The 16474-nt window shown below is 57.3% G+C and carries 20 protein-coding genes and 1 tRNA gene; 19 read left to right on the top strand and 2 right to left on the bottom strand.

What is annotated here, in order from left to right:
• Positions 1 to 268: 268 nt before the first annotated feature.
• The 19 genes from GIV26_RS01125 to GIV26_RS01215 all read left to right on the top strand — a co-directional run bounded on the left by GIV26_RS01125 (position 269) and on the right by GIV26_RS01215 (position 14589).
• Entirely contained in the window at positions 269 to 1993 is a 1725-nt protein-coding gene (locus tag GIV26_RS01125; protein WP_236279333.1) for a tetratricopeptide repeat protein, read from the top strand.
• Positions 1994 to 1997: 4 nt separating this feature from the next.
• Entirely contained in the window at positions 1998 to 2615 is a 618-nt protein-coding gene (lolB, locus tag GIV26_RS01130; protein ID WP_236279334.1) for a lipoprotein insertase outer membrane protein LolB, read from the top strand.
• A gap of 49 nt (positions 2616 to 2664) precedes the next feature.
• A complete protein-coding gene (gene ispE, locus GIV26_RS01135; RefSeq protein ID WP_232103882.1) occupies positions 2665 to 3468 on the top strand; it encodes a 4-(cytidine 5'-diphospho)-2-C-methyl-D-erythritol kinase in 804 nt (267 codons plus the stop codon).
• A 37-nt stretch (positions 3469 to 3505) separates the two neighbouring features.
• A tRNA-Gln gene (locus GIV26_RS01140) sits at positions 3506 to 3580 on the top strand.
• 46 nt (positions 3581 to 3626) lie between these two features.
• Entirely contained in the window at positions 3627 to 4568 is a 942-nt protein-coding gene (locus tag GIV26_RS01145) for a ribose-phosphate pyrophosphokinase (RefSeq protein WP_003171603.1), read from the top strand.
• A 137-nt stretch (positions 4569 to 4705) separates the two neighbouring features.
• Positions 4706 to 5305, top strand: coding sequence for a 50S ribosomal protein L25/general stress protein Ctc (locus tag GIV26_RS01150; protein ID WP_003188351.1), 600 nt, complete (start codon positions 4706 to 4708; stop codon positions 5303 to 5305).
• Positions 5306 to 5472: 167 nt separating this feature from the next.
• The gene (pth, locus tag GIV26_RS01155; RefSeq protein WP_054921813.1) at positions 5473 to 6057 is read left to right on the top strand and encodes an aminoacyl-tRNA hydrolase; all 585 of its coding nucleotides are present in this window, start codon (positions 5473 to 5475) and stop codon (positions 6055 to 6057) included.
• Between the two features lie 22 nt (positions 6058 to 6079).
• A complete protein-coding gene (ychF, locus tag GIV26_RS01160; protein WP_014716830.1) occupies positions 6080 to 7180 on the top strand; it encodes a redox-regulated ATPase YchF in 1101 nt (366 codons plus the stop codon).
• A 370-nt stretch (positions 7181 to 7550) separates the two neighbouring features.
• Positions 7551 to 8468, top strand: coding sequence for a sigma 54-interacting transcriptional regulator (locus GIV26_RS01165; protein ID WP_236279335.1), 918 nt, complete (start codon positions 7551 to 7553; stop codon positions 8466 to 8468).
• Between the two features lie 181 nt (positions 8469 to 8649).
• Positions 8650 to 8817, top strand: coding sequence for a hypothetical protein (locus tag GIV26_RS01170; protein ID WP_034128085.1), 168 nt, complete (start codon positions 8650 to 8652; stop codon positions 8815 to 8817).
• A gap of 53 nt (positions 8818 to 8870) precedes the next feature.
• The gene (locus GIV26_RS01175; protein WP_057977397.1) at positions 8871 to 9233 is read left to right on the top strand and encodes a hypothetical protein; all 363 of its coding nucleotides are present in this window, start codon (positions 8871 to 8873) and stop codon (positions 9231 to 9233) included.
• Between the two features lie 6 nt (positions 9234 to 9239).
• Entirely contained in the window at positions 9240 to 10028 is a 789-nt protein-coding gene (gene sctJ, locus GIV26_RS01180; protein ID WP_060764129.1) for a type III secretion system inner membrane ring lipoprotein SctJ, read from the top strand.
• Positions 10029 to 10197: 169 nt separating this feature from the next.
• Positions 10198 to 10563: a type III secretion protein gene (locus GIV26_RS01185; protein WP_374935844.1), complete on the top strand. Its 366-nt coding sequence runs from the start codon at positions 10198 to 10200 to the stop codon at positions 10561 to 10563.
• A gap of 24 nt (positions 10564 to 10587) precedes the next feature.
• On the top strand, positions 10588 to 11160 hold the full coding sequence (sctL, locus tag GIV26_RS01190) for a type III secretion system stator protein SctL (RefSeq protein ID WP_034128089.1): 573 nt from the start codon (positions 10588 to 10590) through the stop codon (positions 11158 to 11160).
• A 104-nt stretch (positions 11161 to 11264) separates the two neighbouring features.
• Positions 11265 to 11483 carry a hypothetical protein gene (locus tag GIV26_RS01195; RefSeq protein WP_034128090.1) on the top strand — a complete coding sequence of 73 codons (219 nt, stop codon included), beginning with the start codon at positions 11265 to 11267 and terminating at the stop codon, positions 11481 to 11483.
• Between the two features lies 1 nt (position 11484).
• Complete coding sequence (locus GIV26_RS01200; protein WP_034128091.1) at positions 11485 to 11874, top strand: type III secretion system chaperone; 390 nt, start codon at positions 11485 to 11487, stop codon at positions 11872 to 11874.
• Positions 11875 to 11888: 14 nt separating this feature from the next.
• Positions 11889 to 14027 (top strand): type III secretion system outer membrane ring subunit SctC, encoded by a 2139-nt coding sequence (sctC, locus tag GIV26_RS01205; protein ID WP_054921807.1) that lies wholly within the window; start codon positions 11889 to 11891, stop codon positions 14025 to 14027.
• Positions 14024 to 14227, top strand: a complete 204-nt coding sequence (gene hrpT, locus GIV26_RS01210) for an HrpT family type III secretion system protein (RefSeq protein WP_054897139.1) — start codon at positions 14024 to 14026, stop codon at positions 14225 to 14227. The genes sctC and hrpT overlap by 4 nt, the downstream gene beginning before the upstream one ends.
• Entirely contained in the window at positions 14224 to 14589 is a 366-nt protein-coding gene (locus GIV26_RS01215; protein WP_034128094.1) for a hypothetical protein, read from the top strand. Before hrpT ends, GIV26_RS01215 begins: the two co-directional genes overlap by 4 nt.
• Here GIV26_RS01215 and sctU read toward each other — a convergent pair whose 3' ends face one another.
• Together sctU and sctT are read right to left on the bottom strand one after the other, a co-directional pair.
• Positions 14590 to 15687 (bottom strand): type III secretion system export apparatus subunit SctU, encoded by a 1098-nt coding sequence (gene sctU / locus GIV26_RS01220; RefSeq protein ID WP_034128095.1) that lies wholly within the window; start codon positions 15685 to 15687, stop codon positions 14590 to 14592. It lies immediately after the preceding gene.
• Positions 15684 to 16472: a type III secretion system export apparatus subunit SctT gene (gene sctT / locus GIV26_RS01225; protein WP_034128096.1), complete on the bottom strand. Its 789-nt coding sequence runs from the start codon at positions 16470 to 16472 to the stop codon at positions 15684 to 15686. The genes sctU and sctT overlap by 4 nt, the downstream gene beginning before the upstream one ends.
• Positions 16473 to 16474: the final 2 nt, after the last annotated feature.

Here is a 16474-nt window from a genome sequence, read left to right on the forward strand (position 1 = left end):
AGATTCAGAACAACCACCGTCGTCTATTGTCCCTATACCTTATGCCTATCAATGCACTTTTGCAGGAGCGAGCTTGCTCGCGAAAATCGTCAACGATAACGCGGCAAGCCGGGCGCCCAGCGGCGCTCTCAGGTTTTTCGCCAGCAAGCTCGCTCCCACAAAGGAAAGGCAAAAGGCAGCAATAGTCGTATTCCGAGTGCCCCGGTTATGTTTGGCCGAAGGCTTGTGTCATGATGATCCGACCGCAGGTTAGTCGTCCTCTTCCTATATGAATAGATCTTCCGCGTTGCTCCTCGCTTTTGTCTTCCTCAGCGGCTGCCAGGCCATGGCACCCGTGTCGCCGGACGCTACGTCGCCGGTGGAAGACAGCACTCCCGCCCCTGAAAAACCCAAGGTTTATTCCTCGTTCAGTGAAGAAACGATCTACAGCCTGCTGACCGCTGAACTGGCCGGCCAGCGCAATCGCTTTGATATTGCGCTGGATAATTACGTAACCCAGGCCATCAACACCCAGGACCCCGGGATTTCCGAGCGAGCGTTTCGCATCGCCGAATACCTGGGCGCCGACCAGGCAGCGCTAGACACCTCGCTGATCTGGGCCAAAAATGCCCCGGATGATCTGGAAGCCCAGCGCGCCGCAGCCGTGCAACTGGCGCGTGCCGGGCGCTATGACGACTCCATGGTTTATATGGAGAAGGTCCTGCAGGGCAAAGGCGACACACATTTTGACTTTCTTGCGCTGTCGGCCGCCGACACCGACCAGGACACGCGCAACGGCCTGATGAAGAGTTTCGATCGCCTGCTGCAAAAGCACCCGAAGAACAGCCAGTTGATTTTCGGCAAGGCCCTGCTGCTGCAACAGGACGATGAAGCCGACGCCGCGCTCAAGCTGCTGGAGCAGAACCCGCCGGAAGAAGGTGAAATCGCGCCCATCCTGTTGCGTGCACGCCTGCTGCAAAGCCTTAACCGCGGCAAGGAAGCGATTCCGCTGCTGGAAAAAAGCATCAAGAAATACCCCGGCGACAAGCGCCTGCTCCTGACCTATGCACGTATGCTGGTTGAGCAGGACCGTATGGAAGACGCCAAAGTGCAGTTCGCCAACCTGGTCCAGCAATACCCGGACGACGACGAACTGCGTTATTCCCTGGCATTGGTGTGCCTGGAAGCCAAGGCATGGGACGAGGCCAAGGGCTACCTGCAAGAGCTGATCGAACGTGACAGCCACGTGGACTCGGCGCACCTGAACCTGGGCCGCATCGCTGAAGAGCGCAACAACCCCCAGGCGGCCCTGCTTGAATACGCCCAGGTCGGCCCCGGCAATGATTATCTGCCAGCGCAATTGCGCCAGGCCGATATCCTGATGAGCAACGGCCGCACCGACGAAGCGGAAAAACGCCTGGCCGCGGCCCGCGATGCCGAGCCGGATTACGCCATCCAGCTGTACCTGATCCAGGCCGAGACCTTATCGGCCAACAAACAGGGCGAACGCGCATGGAAACTGTTGCAACAGGCGTTGCTGCAATACCCCGACGATTTGAACCTGCTGTACACCCGCGCCATGCAGGCAGAAAAACGCAATGACCTGTCGCAGTTGGAAAAAGACCTGCGGCTGATCATCAAGCGCGACCCGGACAACGCCATGGCACTTAACGCCCTGGGCTACACCTTGTCCGACCGCACCACGCGCTACGCCGAAGCCAAGGCGCTGATCGAACAAGCCCATGCGCTCAACCCGGAAGACCCTGCCGTGCTCGACAGTCTGGGCTGGGTGAATTACCGCCTGGGCAACCTCGAGGAGGCCGAGCGCTTGCTGCGCCAGGCCCTGGAGCGTTTCCCGGACCAGGAAGTTGCCGCACACTTGGGCGAAGTGCTCTGGGCCAATGGCAAGCAGCGCGAAGCCCGACAAATCTGGGAAAAATTCCTGAAGGAACAACCCGACAGCCCCATCCTGCGCAGCACCATCAAGCGCCTGACCGGATCCGAGACCCTTTAAGCTTATGTTCTTGCGCCACGTTATCGTTTTCAGCCTCATCGCCCTGCTCGCCGGTTGCGCGGGCATCGGCAGCCGTGAATCCGTTGAAGGCCAGGGCAACCCGGCACAATGGAAACAACACAAGGACCAGCTCAGCAGCATTGATGGCTGGCAGATCGAGGGCAAGGTCGGGGTGCGTGCGCCGAAAGACTCTGGCAGCGGCACGCTGTTCTGGCTGCAGCGCCAGGACTATTACGACATTCGCCTCTCGGGCCCCCTGGGCCGTGGCGCGGCCCGCCTGACTGGCAGGCCAGGGCAAGTGAGCCTGGAAGTGGCCAACCAAGGCCGCTACGAGGCAACCTCCCCGGAAGAACTGCTGGAGCAGCAGATTGGCTGGAAGTTGCCCGTCTCGCATCTGGTCTGGTGGGTGCGCGGCTTGCCGGCGCCTGACAGCAAGAGCCGTCTGAGCCTCAATGGCGACAGCCGCCTCGCCACCCTGGAGCAGGATGGCTGGCAGGTCGAATATTTGAGCTACGTGGAGCAAAGCGGCTATTGGCTGCCCGAACGTATCAAGCTGCATGGCACCGACCTTGATGTCACGCTGGTGATCAAGGACTGGCAACCGCGCAAACTGGGGCAATAACGTGTCCGCACAAAAATTGACCCTGCCCTCCCCGGCCAAGCTCAACCTGATGCTGCACATCCTCGGTCGCCGTGAAGATGGCTACCACGAGCTGCAGACGCTGTTTCAGTTTCTCGACTACGGTGATGAACTCACCTTTGCCGTGCGCGACGATGGCGTGGTCCAGTTGCACACCGAATTCGACGGCGTGCCCCACGACAGCAATCTGATTGTGCGGGCGGCAAAAAAACTTCAGGAACAATCTGGCTGCAGACTCGGCATCGATATCTGGATCGACAAAATTCTGCCCATGGGCGGAGGTATCGGTGGCGGCAGCTCCAATGCCGCGACCACTTTGTTGGGCCTCAATCATTTATGGCAACTGGGCTGGAACCACGACCGCCTTGCTGCGCTGGGCCTCACGCTGGGCGCCGACGTCCCGGTTTTCGTGCGGGGGCACGCCGCATTTGCTGAAGGCGTCGGGGAAAAACTCACCCCTGTAGAGCCCGAAGAACCTTGGTATGTCGTGCTGGTGCCGCAAGTATCTGTAAGTACAGCAGAAATTTTTTCAGATCCGTTGTTGACACGTAACTCTTCTCCCATTAAAGTGCGCCCCGTTCCCAAGGGAAACAGTCGAAATGACTGCTTACCGGTTGTAGCAAGGCGTTATCCAGAGGTACGTAACGCTTTGAATTTGTTAGGTAAATTTACCGAAGCAAAATTAACCGGAACTGGAAGTTGTGTGTTTGGGGGCTTCCCAAGCAAAGCTGAAGCTGATAAAGTCTCGGCCCTTCTTACAGAGACCCTTACAGGGTTTGTAGCAAAAGGAAGCAACGTTTCGATGTTGCATCGCAAGCTGCAAAGTCTGCTCTAAAAGGAACCGAGTGTTAGGCACTCGTTGCAACAGATACAGGGGCGTCGCCAAGCGGTAAGGCAGCAGGTTTTGATCCTGCCATGCGTTGGTTCGAATCCAGCCGCCCCTGCCATTTTCTAATACTCATCCAGGTTACCCTCAGCCTCTAGGTACTGCGCGTGTCCAAGATGATGGTCTTTACGGGGAATGCCAACCCCGATCTGGCTCGACGTGTCGTACGTCAGCTGCATATCCCTCTCGGTGACATCTCTGTCGGTAAATTCTCCGACGGCGAAATTACAGCCGAGATCAATGAAAATGTCCGCGGTAAAGACGTCTTCATTATTCAGCCGACCTGCGCTCCGACCAACGATAACCTGATGGAACTCGTCGTGATGGCTGATGCCTTCCGCCGCTCCTCAGCGACTCGAATCACAGCTGTAATCCCTTACTTTGGTTATGCCCGTCAGGATCGCCGTCCGCGCTCCGCACGTGTAGCTATCAGCGCGAAAGTCGTTGCTGACATGCTGACCGTGGTAGGTATCGACCGTGTGCTCACGGTTGACCTGCACGCTGACCAAATCCAGGGGTTCTTCGATATTCCAGTAGATAACATCTACGGCTCCCCCGTCCTGGTGGATGACATCGAAGACCAGCGCTTTGAAAACCTGATGATCGTGTCCCCGGACATTGGTGGCGTCGTGCGTGCACGGGCTGTTGCCAAATCCCTGGGCGTGGACCTCGGGATCATCGACAAACGCCGTGAGAAAGCCAATCACTCTGAAGTGATGCATATCATCGGTGATGTCGAAGGGCGCACCTGTATTCTGGTTGATGACATGGTCGACACCGCCGGCACCCTGTGCCACGCGGCGAAAGCCTTGAAAGAGCACGGTGCAGCAAAAGTCTTCGCCTACTGCACACACCCTGTGCTGTCGGGCCGAGCGATCGAGAACATCGAGAACTCCGTGCTGGACGAACTGGTGGTGACCAACACCATCCCGTTGTCCGCCGCAGCTCAAGCCTGTGCACGTATCCGCCAACTGGATATTGCACCGGTCGTTGCCGAAGCGGTTCGCCGCATCAGCAATGAAGAATCGATCAGCGCGATGTTCCGTTAAGGGTCAAACCAACGGATCACCTCACTGACGAAAAGCGCCCCGCCCCAGCATTCCGCTGGGGCGGGGCTTTTTTGCCCATATCGAGTTCGGCGCTGGTCGCAAACGCCCCTCGATGATGGCTATTTTGGAGATACAACATGAACGAATTTACTCTGAACGCCCAAGCGCGTACTGACCTGGGGAAAGGTGCGAGCCGCCGCCTGCGTCACGCCGCCAACATCCCAGCCGTTGTCTACGGTGGTAACAAGCCTGCTGAATCCGTGACCATCCTGGCCAAGGAAATCGCCAAGCTGTTCGAAAACGAAGCTGCCTACAGCCACGTTATCGAGCTGAACGTCGACGGCGCCAAGCAGAACGTCATCGTTAAAGCAATGCAGCGTCACCCTTCCAAGCAGTTCATCATGCACGCTGACTTCGTTCGCGTTGTAGCTGGCCAGAAACTGACCGCCATCGTGCCTGTGCACTTTGTGGGTGAAGAAGCTCCGGTCAAGAAAGGCGGCGAGATCTCTCACGTCCTGAACGAAATCGAAGTGACCTGCCTGCCGAAAGACCTGCCTGAGTTCATCGAAGTCGACCTGTCGGCTCTGGAAATCGGCGCCATCGTTCACCTGTCCGACCTCAAGGCCCCTAAAGGCGTTGAGTTTGTTGCACTGGCTCACGGTGATGACAAAGCTGTTGCCAACGTTCACGCTCCACGCGTTGCTCCAGAAGAAGCTGAAGAAGGCGCTGCAGAGTAATTCACTCTGTATTGCCGGAGCTTGAGGAAACATCGCGGACCGAAACGTAGCGAGAAAGCGGGCGATAACGCGGCGTTTACTCTTGAGTAAATGATGTAGTGTCGTCCACTTTCGCCGCATCTGGGTACGGCGATGTTATCCACAACTCCAAAGGAAGGGCCCCTGTCGTGACTGCCATTAAACTGATCGTTGGCCTGGGAAATCCAGGCGCCGAATACGAACAGACCCGGCATAACGCGGGGGCCCTTTTTGTTGAGCGTATCGCCCACGCCCAAGGCATCAATCTGGTGGTCGATCGCAAATATTTTGGCCTGACCGGGCGCTTCTCGCATCAGGGTCAGGATGTTCGTCTGTTGATTCCCACCACCTACATGAACCGCAGCGGCCAGGCTGTCGCGGCGCTTGCGGGCTTCTTCCGGATCAAACCCGAAGAAATCCTGGTGGCCCATGACGAACTGGACCTGCCACCCGGCGTAGCCAAGCTCAAGCTCGGCGGCGGGCATGGTGGGCACAATGGCCTGCGTGACATCATCGCGCAGTTGGGCAATCAGAATAATTTTTACCGTCTGCGGCTCGGCATTGGCCACCCAGGCGTTGCCAGTATGGTTTCAAATTTCGTCCTGGGTCGTGCGCCACGCGCCGAACAGGAAAAACTCGATGCCAGCATCGATTTTGCCCTCGGCGTGCTGCCGGATATCTTCGCCGGTGAATGGAACCGTGCGATGAAAAACCTGCACAGCCAGAAGGCTTGACTCTTATCCGAGGGGAAACACCATGGGATTCAATTGCGGCATCGTCGGCCTGCCCAACGTCGGCAAGTCCACCCTGTTCAACGCCCTGACCAAGTCCGGTATTGCGGCGGAGAACTTCCCCTTCTGCACCATCGAACCCAACAGCGGCATCGTACCAATGCCGGACCCGCGTCTTGACGCACTGGCGGCCATCGTCAATCCCAAGCGCATCCTGCCGACCACCATGGAGTTCGTCGACATCGCGGGCCTCGTCGCCGGCGCCTCGAAAGGTGAAGGCCTGGGCAACAAGTTCCTGGCCAACATCCGCGAAACCGATGCTATCGCCCACGTGGTCCGCTGCTTTGAAGACGAGAATGTGATTCACGTCTCCAACAGCGTAGACCCCAAGCGCGACATCGAGATCATCGACCTGGAACTGATCTTCGCCGACCTCGACAGCTGCGAAAAGCAACTGCAGAAAGTCGCGCGTAACGCCAAGGGCGGCGACAAGGATGCAGTGGTCCAGAAGGGCCTGCTGGAGCAGTTGATCGCGCACTTTACCGAAGGCAAACCGGCGCGCAGCCTGATGAAGAATATGGGGGCCGATGAGAAGGCCGTGATCAAGGGCTTCCACCTGCTGACCACCAAGCCTGTGATGTACATCGCCAACGTTGCCGAAGACGGCTTTGAGAACAACCCGCTGCTCGACGTGGTCAAGGCCATTGCCGACGAAGAAGGCGCCATCGTTGTTCCGGTGTGTAACAAGATCGAAGCGGAAATCGCCGAGCTCGATGACGGCGAAGAAAAAGACATGTTCCTCGAGGCCCTGGGCCTGGAAGAGCCGGGCCTGAACCGCGTGATCCGCGCCGGCTACGAAATGCTCAACCTGCAGACCTACTTCACCGCCGGTGTCGAAGAAGTCCGCGCCTGGACCGTCAAGGTCGGTGCTACCGCGCCACAGGCGGCTGGCGTGATCCACACCGACTTTGAGAAAGGCTTTATCCGCGCTGAGGTGATCGCTTACAACGACTTCATCCAGTTCAAGGGTGAAGCCGGTGCCAAGGAAGCCGGTAAGTGGCGCCTGGAAGGTAAGGATTACATTGTCAAAGATGGCGATGTGATGCACTTCCGTTTCAACGTGTAAGCGTTAGCTGAACCTCTGCCCGATACAAAAAAACCGACGCATTGCGTCGGTTTTTTATTGCCTCCTGTTTCTACCTGCCACCCAACTAAAAGCCCCACACATAGAAAACTTAATCACTCATAACCCTTGATCGATTTAAACGATGAATCCTTCAAGCCTTAAGTCTTCTCCTACACTAAAGATTCAACAACCATCAAGAATGCACTTGAACAATACAGCGCCCTGACATAGTTAATATTTGACACGCTCTCGCGCCGTATTTTCATACTAATAAGCACGATGACATTTTTGATTATTTGCGCTCTACTGACCGCACGCCAACAGCGTTCTATCAACAGTGAAGTGATAGCGATAGTGGAGCACCCTGACTATGTCAGCCTCTTACAAGACAACAAATGAGACATACTTCCCTTCTGTTGAAACCTTGGATATCGAACGTACGCTCAAGAGTACCGCAGCGCTCGATATCGATATTTTGTTGTTGGGGGAGACGGGTACTGGCAAGGATACCCTGGCCCAACGAATCCATCGTTTGTCGAGGCGACGAGGTCATTTTGTCGCAGTGAACTGCGCCGCCATCCCGGAAAGCCTCGCAGAGAGCCAACTGTTCGGCGTCAACAGCGGCGCCTATACAGGAGCAGTGCAATCACGTGCGGGTTTTATCGAAACCGCACACCTGGGCACCTTGTATCTGGATGAAATCGACAGCATGCCGCTTTCCATGCAGGCCAAACTGCTACGTGTGCTGGAGTCACGTGGCGTCGAGCGCCTGGGCTCAACCCGGTTTATCCCGGTGGACATGCGAGTCATCGCCTCTGCGCAACAATCCCTGCATGAGATGGTCGAGCAGGGAAAGTTCAGGCGCGACCTGTATTTCCGCCTGAACGTCGTAAATATCAATCTGCCTGCGCTGCGCAATCGCCGTGACCGAATCGTCCCGTTGTTCCTGAGTATGATTCAAGAGGAAGCCGAGCACTATAAGCGTCTCGCCCCAAACCCTTGCAGTGAGCTAGTCCAACAGTTGCTGTGCCATCCATGGCTGGGGAATGTGCGTGAACTGCGCTCGACTGCCAAACGTTTCGTGCTGGGTCTGGCGCCATTATCAAGCTCGCCCTCGAACGCTACAAACCAACCCACCAACCTGAAAGAACGCCTGCAACAAATCGAGAAAGCTCTGATTGAAGAGTCGCTGCGGCGTCATACCTACTGTGTGGACGAGGTGGCTGTAGAGTTGGGCATGGCAAAGAGAACGCTTTACTACCGAATGAAACAACTAGATATACAGTAGCCCGCTGCTCAGCCCACACCGAAGACACCTTCAGACACACCCTTTAAGTAAAAGCGGGAACCATATTCGAGCCTGAACCACACAAGGATGAGCCTGATATATTTAGTGCCTATCGGCAGCAACACTATTGCAACTACGCATCAAGGCTCAAATGTCATTTCTTAGATAGCGGAGCATCACTATGAGTATTTCTGGCATCAACCCGCAAAGCTACCACCCCCCGGTCACCGGTGGCGAAAACGCAGACCTTAAGGCAGAAAGGAAGCAACTGCTTCGCGAATCCATGAAAGAAAGCAATGAGGCGTTCAGGATCAGTGAGCAGAAAAAGAACAACGACGCGCTGCGTTAAATAGCTTCACCGCCCTTGGTCATCAAAGGGCGGGTTTCCCCTTAGAGGTCCATATGCAAATAGAAGAAGTCGACGTATTACGCGAATATCAAAACGGCCTTACAGCCCACAGGTCCCCTACCCAACCTACGCACCACAGCGAAGATGCGAGCTTTTTCAGCGCGTTATTGGCCCCCTCGATGCAACGGGTTACCGCCACGCCATCCGCGAACGCACTGACCGACGCTTTGCAGTATTTGGACAAGGCTAAAAGTGGTATGAGTCGAGGTCTCAAGGACTTCAACAATGAGTTCAAAGAAAAAAATCGGCTCAACTACACCCCCAATCTTTCAGACTCCATTCTACTGACCCAAACCCTGGTGAAGTGCGTCGGCAAGGGCGCGCAATGCCTAGAAAAAATCAGCAACCTGCAGTAGGAAAAAATGACTCGTTTTCTATCCGTCGGATTAGTTTTCTCGCTGGCGCTGATGCTGGGCGGCTGCGGCGAAAGTGTCGAACTGCATCGCCAACTCTCCGAGCAGGATGCCAATGAGGTCATCGCGGAACTGGCTGACAAACACATACGCGCACAAAAAGTGCCTGCCAAGGACGGCGTCGTGGTGCGTGTCAATGCAGCCGATATCAGCCGCGCCGTTCGCACACTGGAAGCGGTCGGATTGCCCAAGGTCGCCCGTGCCACGATGGGGGACACCTTCCGCAAGGAGGGCGTCATCTCTACGCCACTGGAAGAGCGTGCCCGGTATATCTATGCCCTGTCCCAGGAGTTGGAGGCGACCCTGTCAAACATCGATGGGGTCATCGTCGCTCGTGTGCACGTGGTGCTGCCCGAACGCGTGGCTCCCGGTGAGCCCGTCCAACCCGCCTCCGCCTCAGTGTTCATCAAACATGACCCACGACTGGAGCCCGACAGCATCCGCGCGCGCGTACGCAGGATGGTATCCAGTAGTATTCCTGGCATGACCACTGCACTAGATAACGCGCAGAAGCTCACGGTGGTTTTTGTACCGGCAACGGCTTACCAGGAACAACAACGCCTGAGCTACTTCGGTCCGTTCCTGATCCCTGAGGAAGACATCGGTTTTTGGCGTACCGCTATGAGCGCTCTGGTTATCGGCGCGATACTGACACTCGCCTTGGCGCTGTTCTGGCGCATACGAAGCCAACGATCCAGGCAGGAACCTGTCGCCCCAGCGCCTCTAGCGAATGAGTGATCATCTGGCCTGGGCCCAATGGTGGGCCAGTCCGTGGCAGTTTTCGCACCCGGACGCGACCAGCGCTCACGCCTACCACGCAGTACCCGCCTTGTGCCGCAGCCAACCCGCGCTGGCGTGCGCAGCGTTGGGCATCGAGCCATGCCTGCCTCCCCCTCCCTGTGCAACGGTGCTTGGTTTGGCCCTGGCTTCACGGGAGCAGTTCGATCTGGCGATAGCACTGCTGGAGCTTACGTGCCATCCCAACCTCGACAGCCCCTTGTGCGATGAACACCGCAAGTGGTGTGAGCGCCTTGCCAAGGCGCTACACCCTGACGCCCTGTTGCAGCCGGAGGATGATCCAATGCAATTGCTGAGGGCCTGGGTCGAGCCTGCTGTCTGGCAACGCCTTCGTCTGCGCTTGCCGCCTGACCGGGTGCAGGCACTTGAAACCACACACCTGCCATTTGACGATGCGCATGGCCGGCTCAATACGCTGTGGCAGGCGATTGTCTGGCGTATCGACGCAACGGGTAGTGAAACAACTCGTCGTTAACGGCAACACACCAGAGCATTGTCTATGTTGACCCAACGCAAAATCGAATTGCACGACGGCGCTTCCGGGCAGCCAAAAGTACTGATTACCCGGGAGATGCTCGCCGATTGCTTTCAGTCCGCGCAGTTGCTAGATAGCGCACGGGCCCAAGCTGAAGAGCTGCTGCGCCAGGCGGTTGAGCATCGTGAAGAAATGCTTGAGCAGGCCCGCCTCGACTTCTGGTCACGCGCCCACGCGCAACTCAGTGCGTGGGAGCGCCAACGCAAGGCGATGTGTGACAACCTCGAACACTACGCAACATCCATCGCCAACCGAGCCTTCCACTGCCTGTTGGAGGAAGTGCCTCCCCCAAAGCGCCTTTCGGCATTGGTCAAACAGTTGGTAACGACGCAAATTCCACCTATGAAGGCCACCCTGGTTTGCAACCCGCTCGAGCATGAGCAGATAGCCCAAGCCTTGGTCCAGCTGGGCTCTACACCTTGGAAGCTTCGCCCCGATGACCAGGTCAAACCTCAATCGCTGTTACTGGAAACAGATGAAGGCGATTTTCGGATCGACTGGGCCTCGATGCGAGAAATATTGTTTACAAACGTGTAGGAACATAGCGGTAGAGGCAGGCGATATCTTTAAAAAAATTTCTTCCGATGGAACTGGTGGCAATCAACCCGCCACACAGTTCAGACACATCTGGAGTAAAAATCATGGACTTTCACGGAAACCTGAAAAACCATCTATTGAGGCAAGTTCAGGCTGATATCAAGCGGGTGAATACGGCCTATAAAGATCCGGAAGCGCTCGATGCAGATATCGATTACTTCAGCAACCTCATGAAACAACAGAAGCTCTCTGTCATCGCGTTCAACGAACACACGCGCTCCAGACATACACTGCTCAAAACAGCGCTGGATGGCGTGCAATAAGTTGCAAGCACTCCTTGCCGGTTGGCTGAATGGCCACGAAGAGCAGCTCACCTTGTTTGAGAGCGACGACGAAATCATCTTTCAACGCGTTTCGAACAGACTGCTGGTAAAGGTCCAGTTGACCCAGGCGGGTGACCACAAAGCCCAGTTGCGCACCTGGATGCGCTTGGGAGGCCCTAGCCTGAGCTATTTTCACGGTGCAGTTGCATTGGCGCCGACCACCGGTGCGCTTTGGCTTATTCAATGCGTGGAGAGGGGGCACGGCGAAGCACTGGCGAAGTGTCTCGAGTCCCTCCTCAACCAACGCGACACCTGGCGCGCCGTCGTCGCGCGCCAGGCGCGGCCTGTACGCACATTCATATCCACGTCGCTGCGCTCGACACCGTACTAACCAGAGACTTTCCCATGCCTGATAAAAACGACAAGCACAAACGCTTGCGCCCTCACGTACCTGCTTTTACTCCCCGCGCCGCCTGGTGTTGGCTCATTATGCTGCCTGGGTGGCTGCTACCACTGGATAGCGCGCTGGCCGCAATACCTCCTGAGTGGAAGAACACGGCCTACGCTTATGAAGCCCAGCACAAGCCAGTGCGCGAAGTGCTGGAGGATTTTGCCCAGACATTTGGTACTCAGCTCCAGGTCGAGGGCCTGCTCGAAGGTAACGTCAACGGCAAGATACGCGCAAATACGCCGCAATCATTGCTCGACCGGTTGGGGGTCGAACACCGTTTCCAATGGTATATGTATAACAACACCCTCTATATCAGCACCCTGGACCAGCAAGAATCCGCGCGCCTGGAAGTCTCCTCCGAGACCATCGCGGACCTCAAACAAGCGCTGACCGATATAGGCTTGCTCGACAGTCGTTTCGGCTGGGGCGAGTTGCCGGAAGACGGTGTTGTGCTGGTCTCCGGCCCGAAGGTTTATATCGAACAGATCAAGCGCTTCAGCAGCCAGCGCCGTTCTACGGATGAAAAACAGAGCGTGCTGAGCTATCCACTGAAATTCGCCAGCGCGGCGGATCGCCAAATGGAATATCGCAACGAAAAAATCATCATCCCCGGTGTAGCCACCATGCTAAGAGGGCTCTTGGAACCGCGCTCACCCTCATCGTCTTCGGCGCAGTCTCAACGCTCCATCACCCAGCCCCCGTTCATCACACCGGTGGTGCCACGCTTGAGCAACCCGTTGCTGGGGCAAATGCTCGGCTCCACGCCGACAACCGGGTTGAACGACTCGACCGATACGGGCATGTCAATCACCCGGCGGGTCCCCCTCAGCCCTGCCCGTATCCGCGTCGAAGCCGACTTGCGCAATAACGCCATCCTGATTTATGACGTGCCGGAACGGCAGGCAATGTATCGCGAACTGATCACCCAGCTCGACGTGGCACGCAAACTGGTGGAAATCGATGCCATCATCCTCGACATCGAGCGCACGCAACTGCGCGAATTCGGGGTGAGATGGGGCTTTCAGAACAGTCGCTTCAGTGGCGCAGCCAACATGATTTCCGGCAACGCTCAGCTGACAATTGAAAACCGCGGTCGTTTCGACGCGGAGATACGCGCGCTGGAAGCCAAGGGCCTGGCAACCATGGTGTCCAATCCGTCAGTCCTGACACTGGAAAACCAGCCAGCGGTAATTGATTTCAACCGGACCCAATACCTGACTCGCGGTCGGCAGAACGCTACGATTTTACCGATCACCGTGGGTACCAGCTTCCAGGTCGTGCCCCGCGTCATCACGAGCCGTGGTGGCCATCAGATTCAGCTGTTGGTAGATATCGAGGACGGTAACTTCGAAGAGGCCAACCCTACTCCCGGCAGCTTCGATGTACGCCGAGGCAAAGTCAGCACCCAAGCCATCATGGCCGAAAAACGTTCGCTCGTGGTCGGTGGTTTCCATGTCACCGAAAGCACCGACAAGCACAGCAAAGTACCCCTGCTGGGGGATATTCCGCTGTTGGGCAAGGCGTTGTTTTCCTCCACTGAACGACAGAACAATCGGCGCGAACGGCTATTTATCCTCACGCCACGCGTTATCGGCGACCAGACCGACCCGTCACGCTACCTGCCCCAGGCAGACCAGGTCGAATTGCAAGCCGCTCTCACCCCCCTGGCCAGGCGCTACGACCCTCACCAGCCAGTGATCAAGCGCAGCGACATTATCAGTACCCTGGCGCACCTGGTCACCGGGCAAGTGCCCAAAGCCTTCAAGGTAGCGCCGATGCCCCTGGGGCTGAACACCTTGTGCAGTACCCGCAACTTGCTGGCGCTGAACACCGAGCGCAGCCAGTGGTACGCCGGCCCGCAGTACAACGTAGCCGTGGTGGTGCTGCGCAACCAGTTCAATCGCAATGTGCGCATCGACGAAAAGGAATGCAGCACTTCGCAAACCCTGGCCGTGAGTGTCTGGCCCCGCGCCTGGCTCAAGCCGGGCGAGGAAGCAGAAGTGTTTATCGCCATGCGCCCGGTGGTCAAGGATGAACACATCAGCGTGCCCCGTCCCTCCCTGATCACTCCAACTCAAAAGGCCAAGCCATGAAACATCGCTCGCTGTACGTCACCCTGATCGGCGCGGCGCTGCTCGTCGCCGGTTGTACGCCCACCTGCAAGGGCGACTCCTGCTCACGTCCGCAATCGTCCAAGGACAAGCTGGTGATTTGGTGGCCTTCACAAACGCGCGTCGAACCCGGCCCCGCCGGAGAACGTCCGGACTATCAGACGGTGTCGCTGGAACGATGAGCGCCCAGGGAACCCCGGCCGATGAACGCCAGGTCTTCCTCGACAGCCTGGTGGGCGGCTCTGCCGCCCACCTGACGCTTGGCCCGGGGGTAACAGCCAGCAACATGCAAGCCGGAACCCGTCAGGGTCTGGCCCTGCACGTGGCTCGCGAGGCGCTGCAAGCCTCACAATTGCAGAACGCGCTGGAGCGGCGTTTCGAGCAGGCCGTGGCATTCGATGGCTGCTTTATCTACATTGACGCACAGGACGCGCTGGTGATCTGGCATGCACTGCCCCCACAGCCCAACCTGCTCGACAGGCTCCTCAGCCGAATGTTGTCGTTGGCCAACCTTGAAACCCTGGATGCGCGTACCCGGCGCTGATCAACGCAGATCAAGCTCCGGCAACTCCAGAGTTTCACGCTTGGCCTCATCATCAAGCTCGCGCAGGGTGCGGTAGATCAATGCCACGGCCTGCAGGGTTTCACGAGGAATTGTCGCCCCCAGCTTGTTCGTATACAGCGTACGGGCCAGCCACACGCACTGGATCACCGGTACATCAGCCGCTTTGGCGCGAGCGATCAACGCACGGGCGTCATCATCAGTCCCTTTGCTCACCAGCAGGGGCAGCGGCGTTTTGCCGGGGCGGTAATACAAGGCCACGGCAAAGTGCGTCGGGTTGACCACCAGCATATCGGACTCCTCCAGCTTGGGCAGCTTGACCTTCGGCTCCTCCTGGGCCAATTGCTGCGCCAGGGCGCGGCGCTGCCCCTTCACGTGGGGATCGCCCTCCATGTCCTTGTACTCTTTCATGACCTCGACCTGGGTCATGCGCATGCGCTTGGCAAAGAAGTATTTCTGCATCGCCAGGTCGATAAGCGCCAGCACCAGCAATAACCCGAGACAGGCATGCAGCAGATAGCGGAACAGGGCGATCAATCCCAGGAGGTAGCTTTGCAGATCGCTGGTGGCCATATTGATCAACGCCCCCAGGGAAGGCCAGATCACCACGTACAGGATCAGGCCCAGCAGTGTTGCCTTGACGATGCTCATCAACAGGTTCATTACCGACTGGGCAGAAAACATTTGCTTGAGTTGGCTGAGCGGGTTGAGACGATTGAAGTCGAGCTTCAAGGCGTCCGGCGCGAACAGAATCCCGAACTGCATCCAACTGCTGACCAGCTTCGTGATAATCGCCACCGCGGCCATCAACAGGGCGAAGGAGAAAAACAACATCAAACCTTCGACCATCACTTCTTCCAGCGCCTGCGGGAAAGGCAAGGACAGACGCGTGATCGGCAGCAGCATCAACTGCTGGAAACGTTGCAGGCTGCTCTCGGCGGTGAACAAGGCGATTTCGCTGATGGCTGTCAGCACCAGTAGCTTACCCACATCCTGGCTTTGGGCGACTTGGCCTTTCTTACGCTGATCACGCAGCTTCTTGGCTGATGCGGGGTGCTTCTTTTCCCCCGAATCACTCATGACAGCGAGACCTTGAAAAACACGCCCAGGGAGTGCTTGAGGTCTTTAAGCAAGCCCATGCGCCCGACGATCAGGTCCTGCAGCAACGCAAAATACAACAACAGCACACCGATACCCGCCAGGCTCTTGAGGGGCGGCGCCAGCGTACTCACTTGCAATTGCTGACTGTAGACCCCCAGCAGCGCGATGCCGAACTCCAGCAACAGCAGCACTGCAATAAAGGGGGCAGCGTAGAGCATCATGTGCGTGAAGGTATCGCCAAGCAGGCCGACAAATACATCGAACCCATCGGCAGCGGGCAGTGGAAACCACACCGTCGGTGGCCAGAGCAGATAGCTGTCCCAGATCACCTGCGTCAACGCCCCGAGGCCCATACTGGCCATCAGCAAAAAAATCGCCAATTGTTTGAACAGATGCCCGGCCGGCGTCGCGTCTGGCCCAAGCGAGGGGTTGAGCTGACCACCGGCCAAAGCGCCCCGCTGGTTATCCAGCAACGCCCCGACCGACTCGAACAGCCAGAACGGCATCGACAGCAACACGCCCAGCAATAACCCCAGGGCCAACTCTTTGAGGACCAGCCCTCCGAGCATCAGCGCCGAGTGTTCCTGGCCCTCCAGCATGACATGAATGGCAGGTGCAGGCAGCAGTGCCATGACCACCACAATGGTGTGCCGCAGCATGCCGCGTATATGTTGAAAACAGAATGCCGCCACGAGGAAAGCGCAGGGGTAGATACGCGCCATGGCGACCAGCAGGGTGGGCAAATACTCAAGATATAACAGCACAG

The organism is Pseudomonas sp. PA-1-3F (assembly GCF_021609665.1).
Lineage (GTDB): Bacteria > Pseudomonadota > Gammaproteobacteria > Pseudomonadales > Pseudomonadaceae > Aquipseudomonas > Aquipseudomonas paracarnis.

Coding starts and splice junctions, on each gene's coding strand:
- GIV26_RS01170 (WP_034128085.1), top strand. CDS start 8,650: ATGAGTATTTCTGGCATCAACCCGCAAAGCTACCACCCCCCGGTCACC.
- sctL (WP_034128089.1), top strand. CDS start 10,588: ATGTTGACCCAACGCAAAATCGAATTGCACGACGGCGCTTCCGGGCAG.
- hrpT (WP_054897139.1), top strand. CDS start 14,024: ATGAAACATCGCTCGCTGTACGTCACCCTGATCGGCGCGGCGCTGCTC.
- GIV26_RS01165 (WP_236279335.1), top strand. CDS start 7,551: ATGTCAGCCTCTTACAAGACAACAAATGAGACATACTTCCCTTCTGTT.
- ychF (WP_014716830.1), top strand. CDS start 6,080: ATGGGATTCAATTGCGGCATCGTCGGCCTGCCCAACGTCGGCAAGTCC.
- sctC (WP_054921807.1), top strand. CDS start 11,889: ATGCCTGATAAAAACGACAAGCACAAACGCTTGCGCCCTCACGTACCT.
- GIV26_RS01215 (WP_034128094.1), top strand. CDS start 14,224: ATGAGCGCCCAGGGAACCCCGGCCGATGAACGCCAGGTCTTCCTCGAC.
- GIV26_RS01175 (WP_057977397.1), top strand. CDS start 8,871: ATGCAAATAGAAGAAGTCGACGTATTACGCGAATATCAAAACGGCCTT.
- sctU (WP_034128095.1), bottom strand. CDS start 15,687: ATGAGTGATTCGGGGGAAAAGAAGCACCCCGCATCAGCCAAGAAGCTG.
- GIV26_RS01150 (WP_003188351.1), top strand. CDS start 4,706: ATGAACGAATTTACTCTGAACGCCCAAGCGCGTACTGACCTGGGGAAA.
- GIV26_RS01125 (WP_236279333.1), top strand. CDS start 269: ATGAATAGATCTTCCGCGTTGCTCCTCGCTTTTGTCTTCCTCAGCGGC.
- GIV26_RS01195 (WP_034128090.1), top strand. CDS start 11,265: ATGGACTTTCACGGAAACCTGAAAAACCATCTATTGAGGCAAGTTCAG.
- lolB (WP_236279334.1), top strand. CDS start 1,998: ATGTTCTTGCGCCACGTTATCGTTTTCAGCCTCATCGCCCTGCTCGCC.
- sctJ (WP_060764129.1), top strand. CDS start 9,240: ATGACTCGTTTTCTATCCGTCGGATTAGTTTTCTCGCTGGCGCTGATG.
- ispE (WP_232103882.1), top strand. CDS start 2,665: ATGCTGCACATCCTCGGTCGCCGTGAAGATGGCTACCACGAGCTGCAG.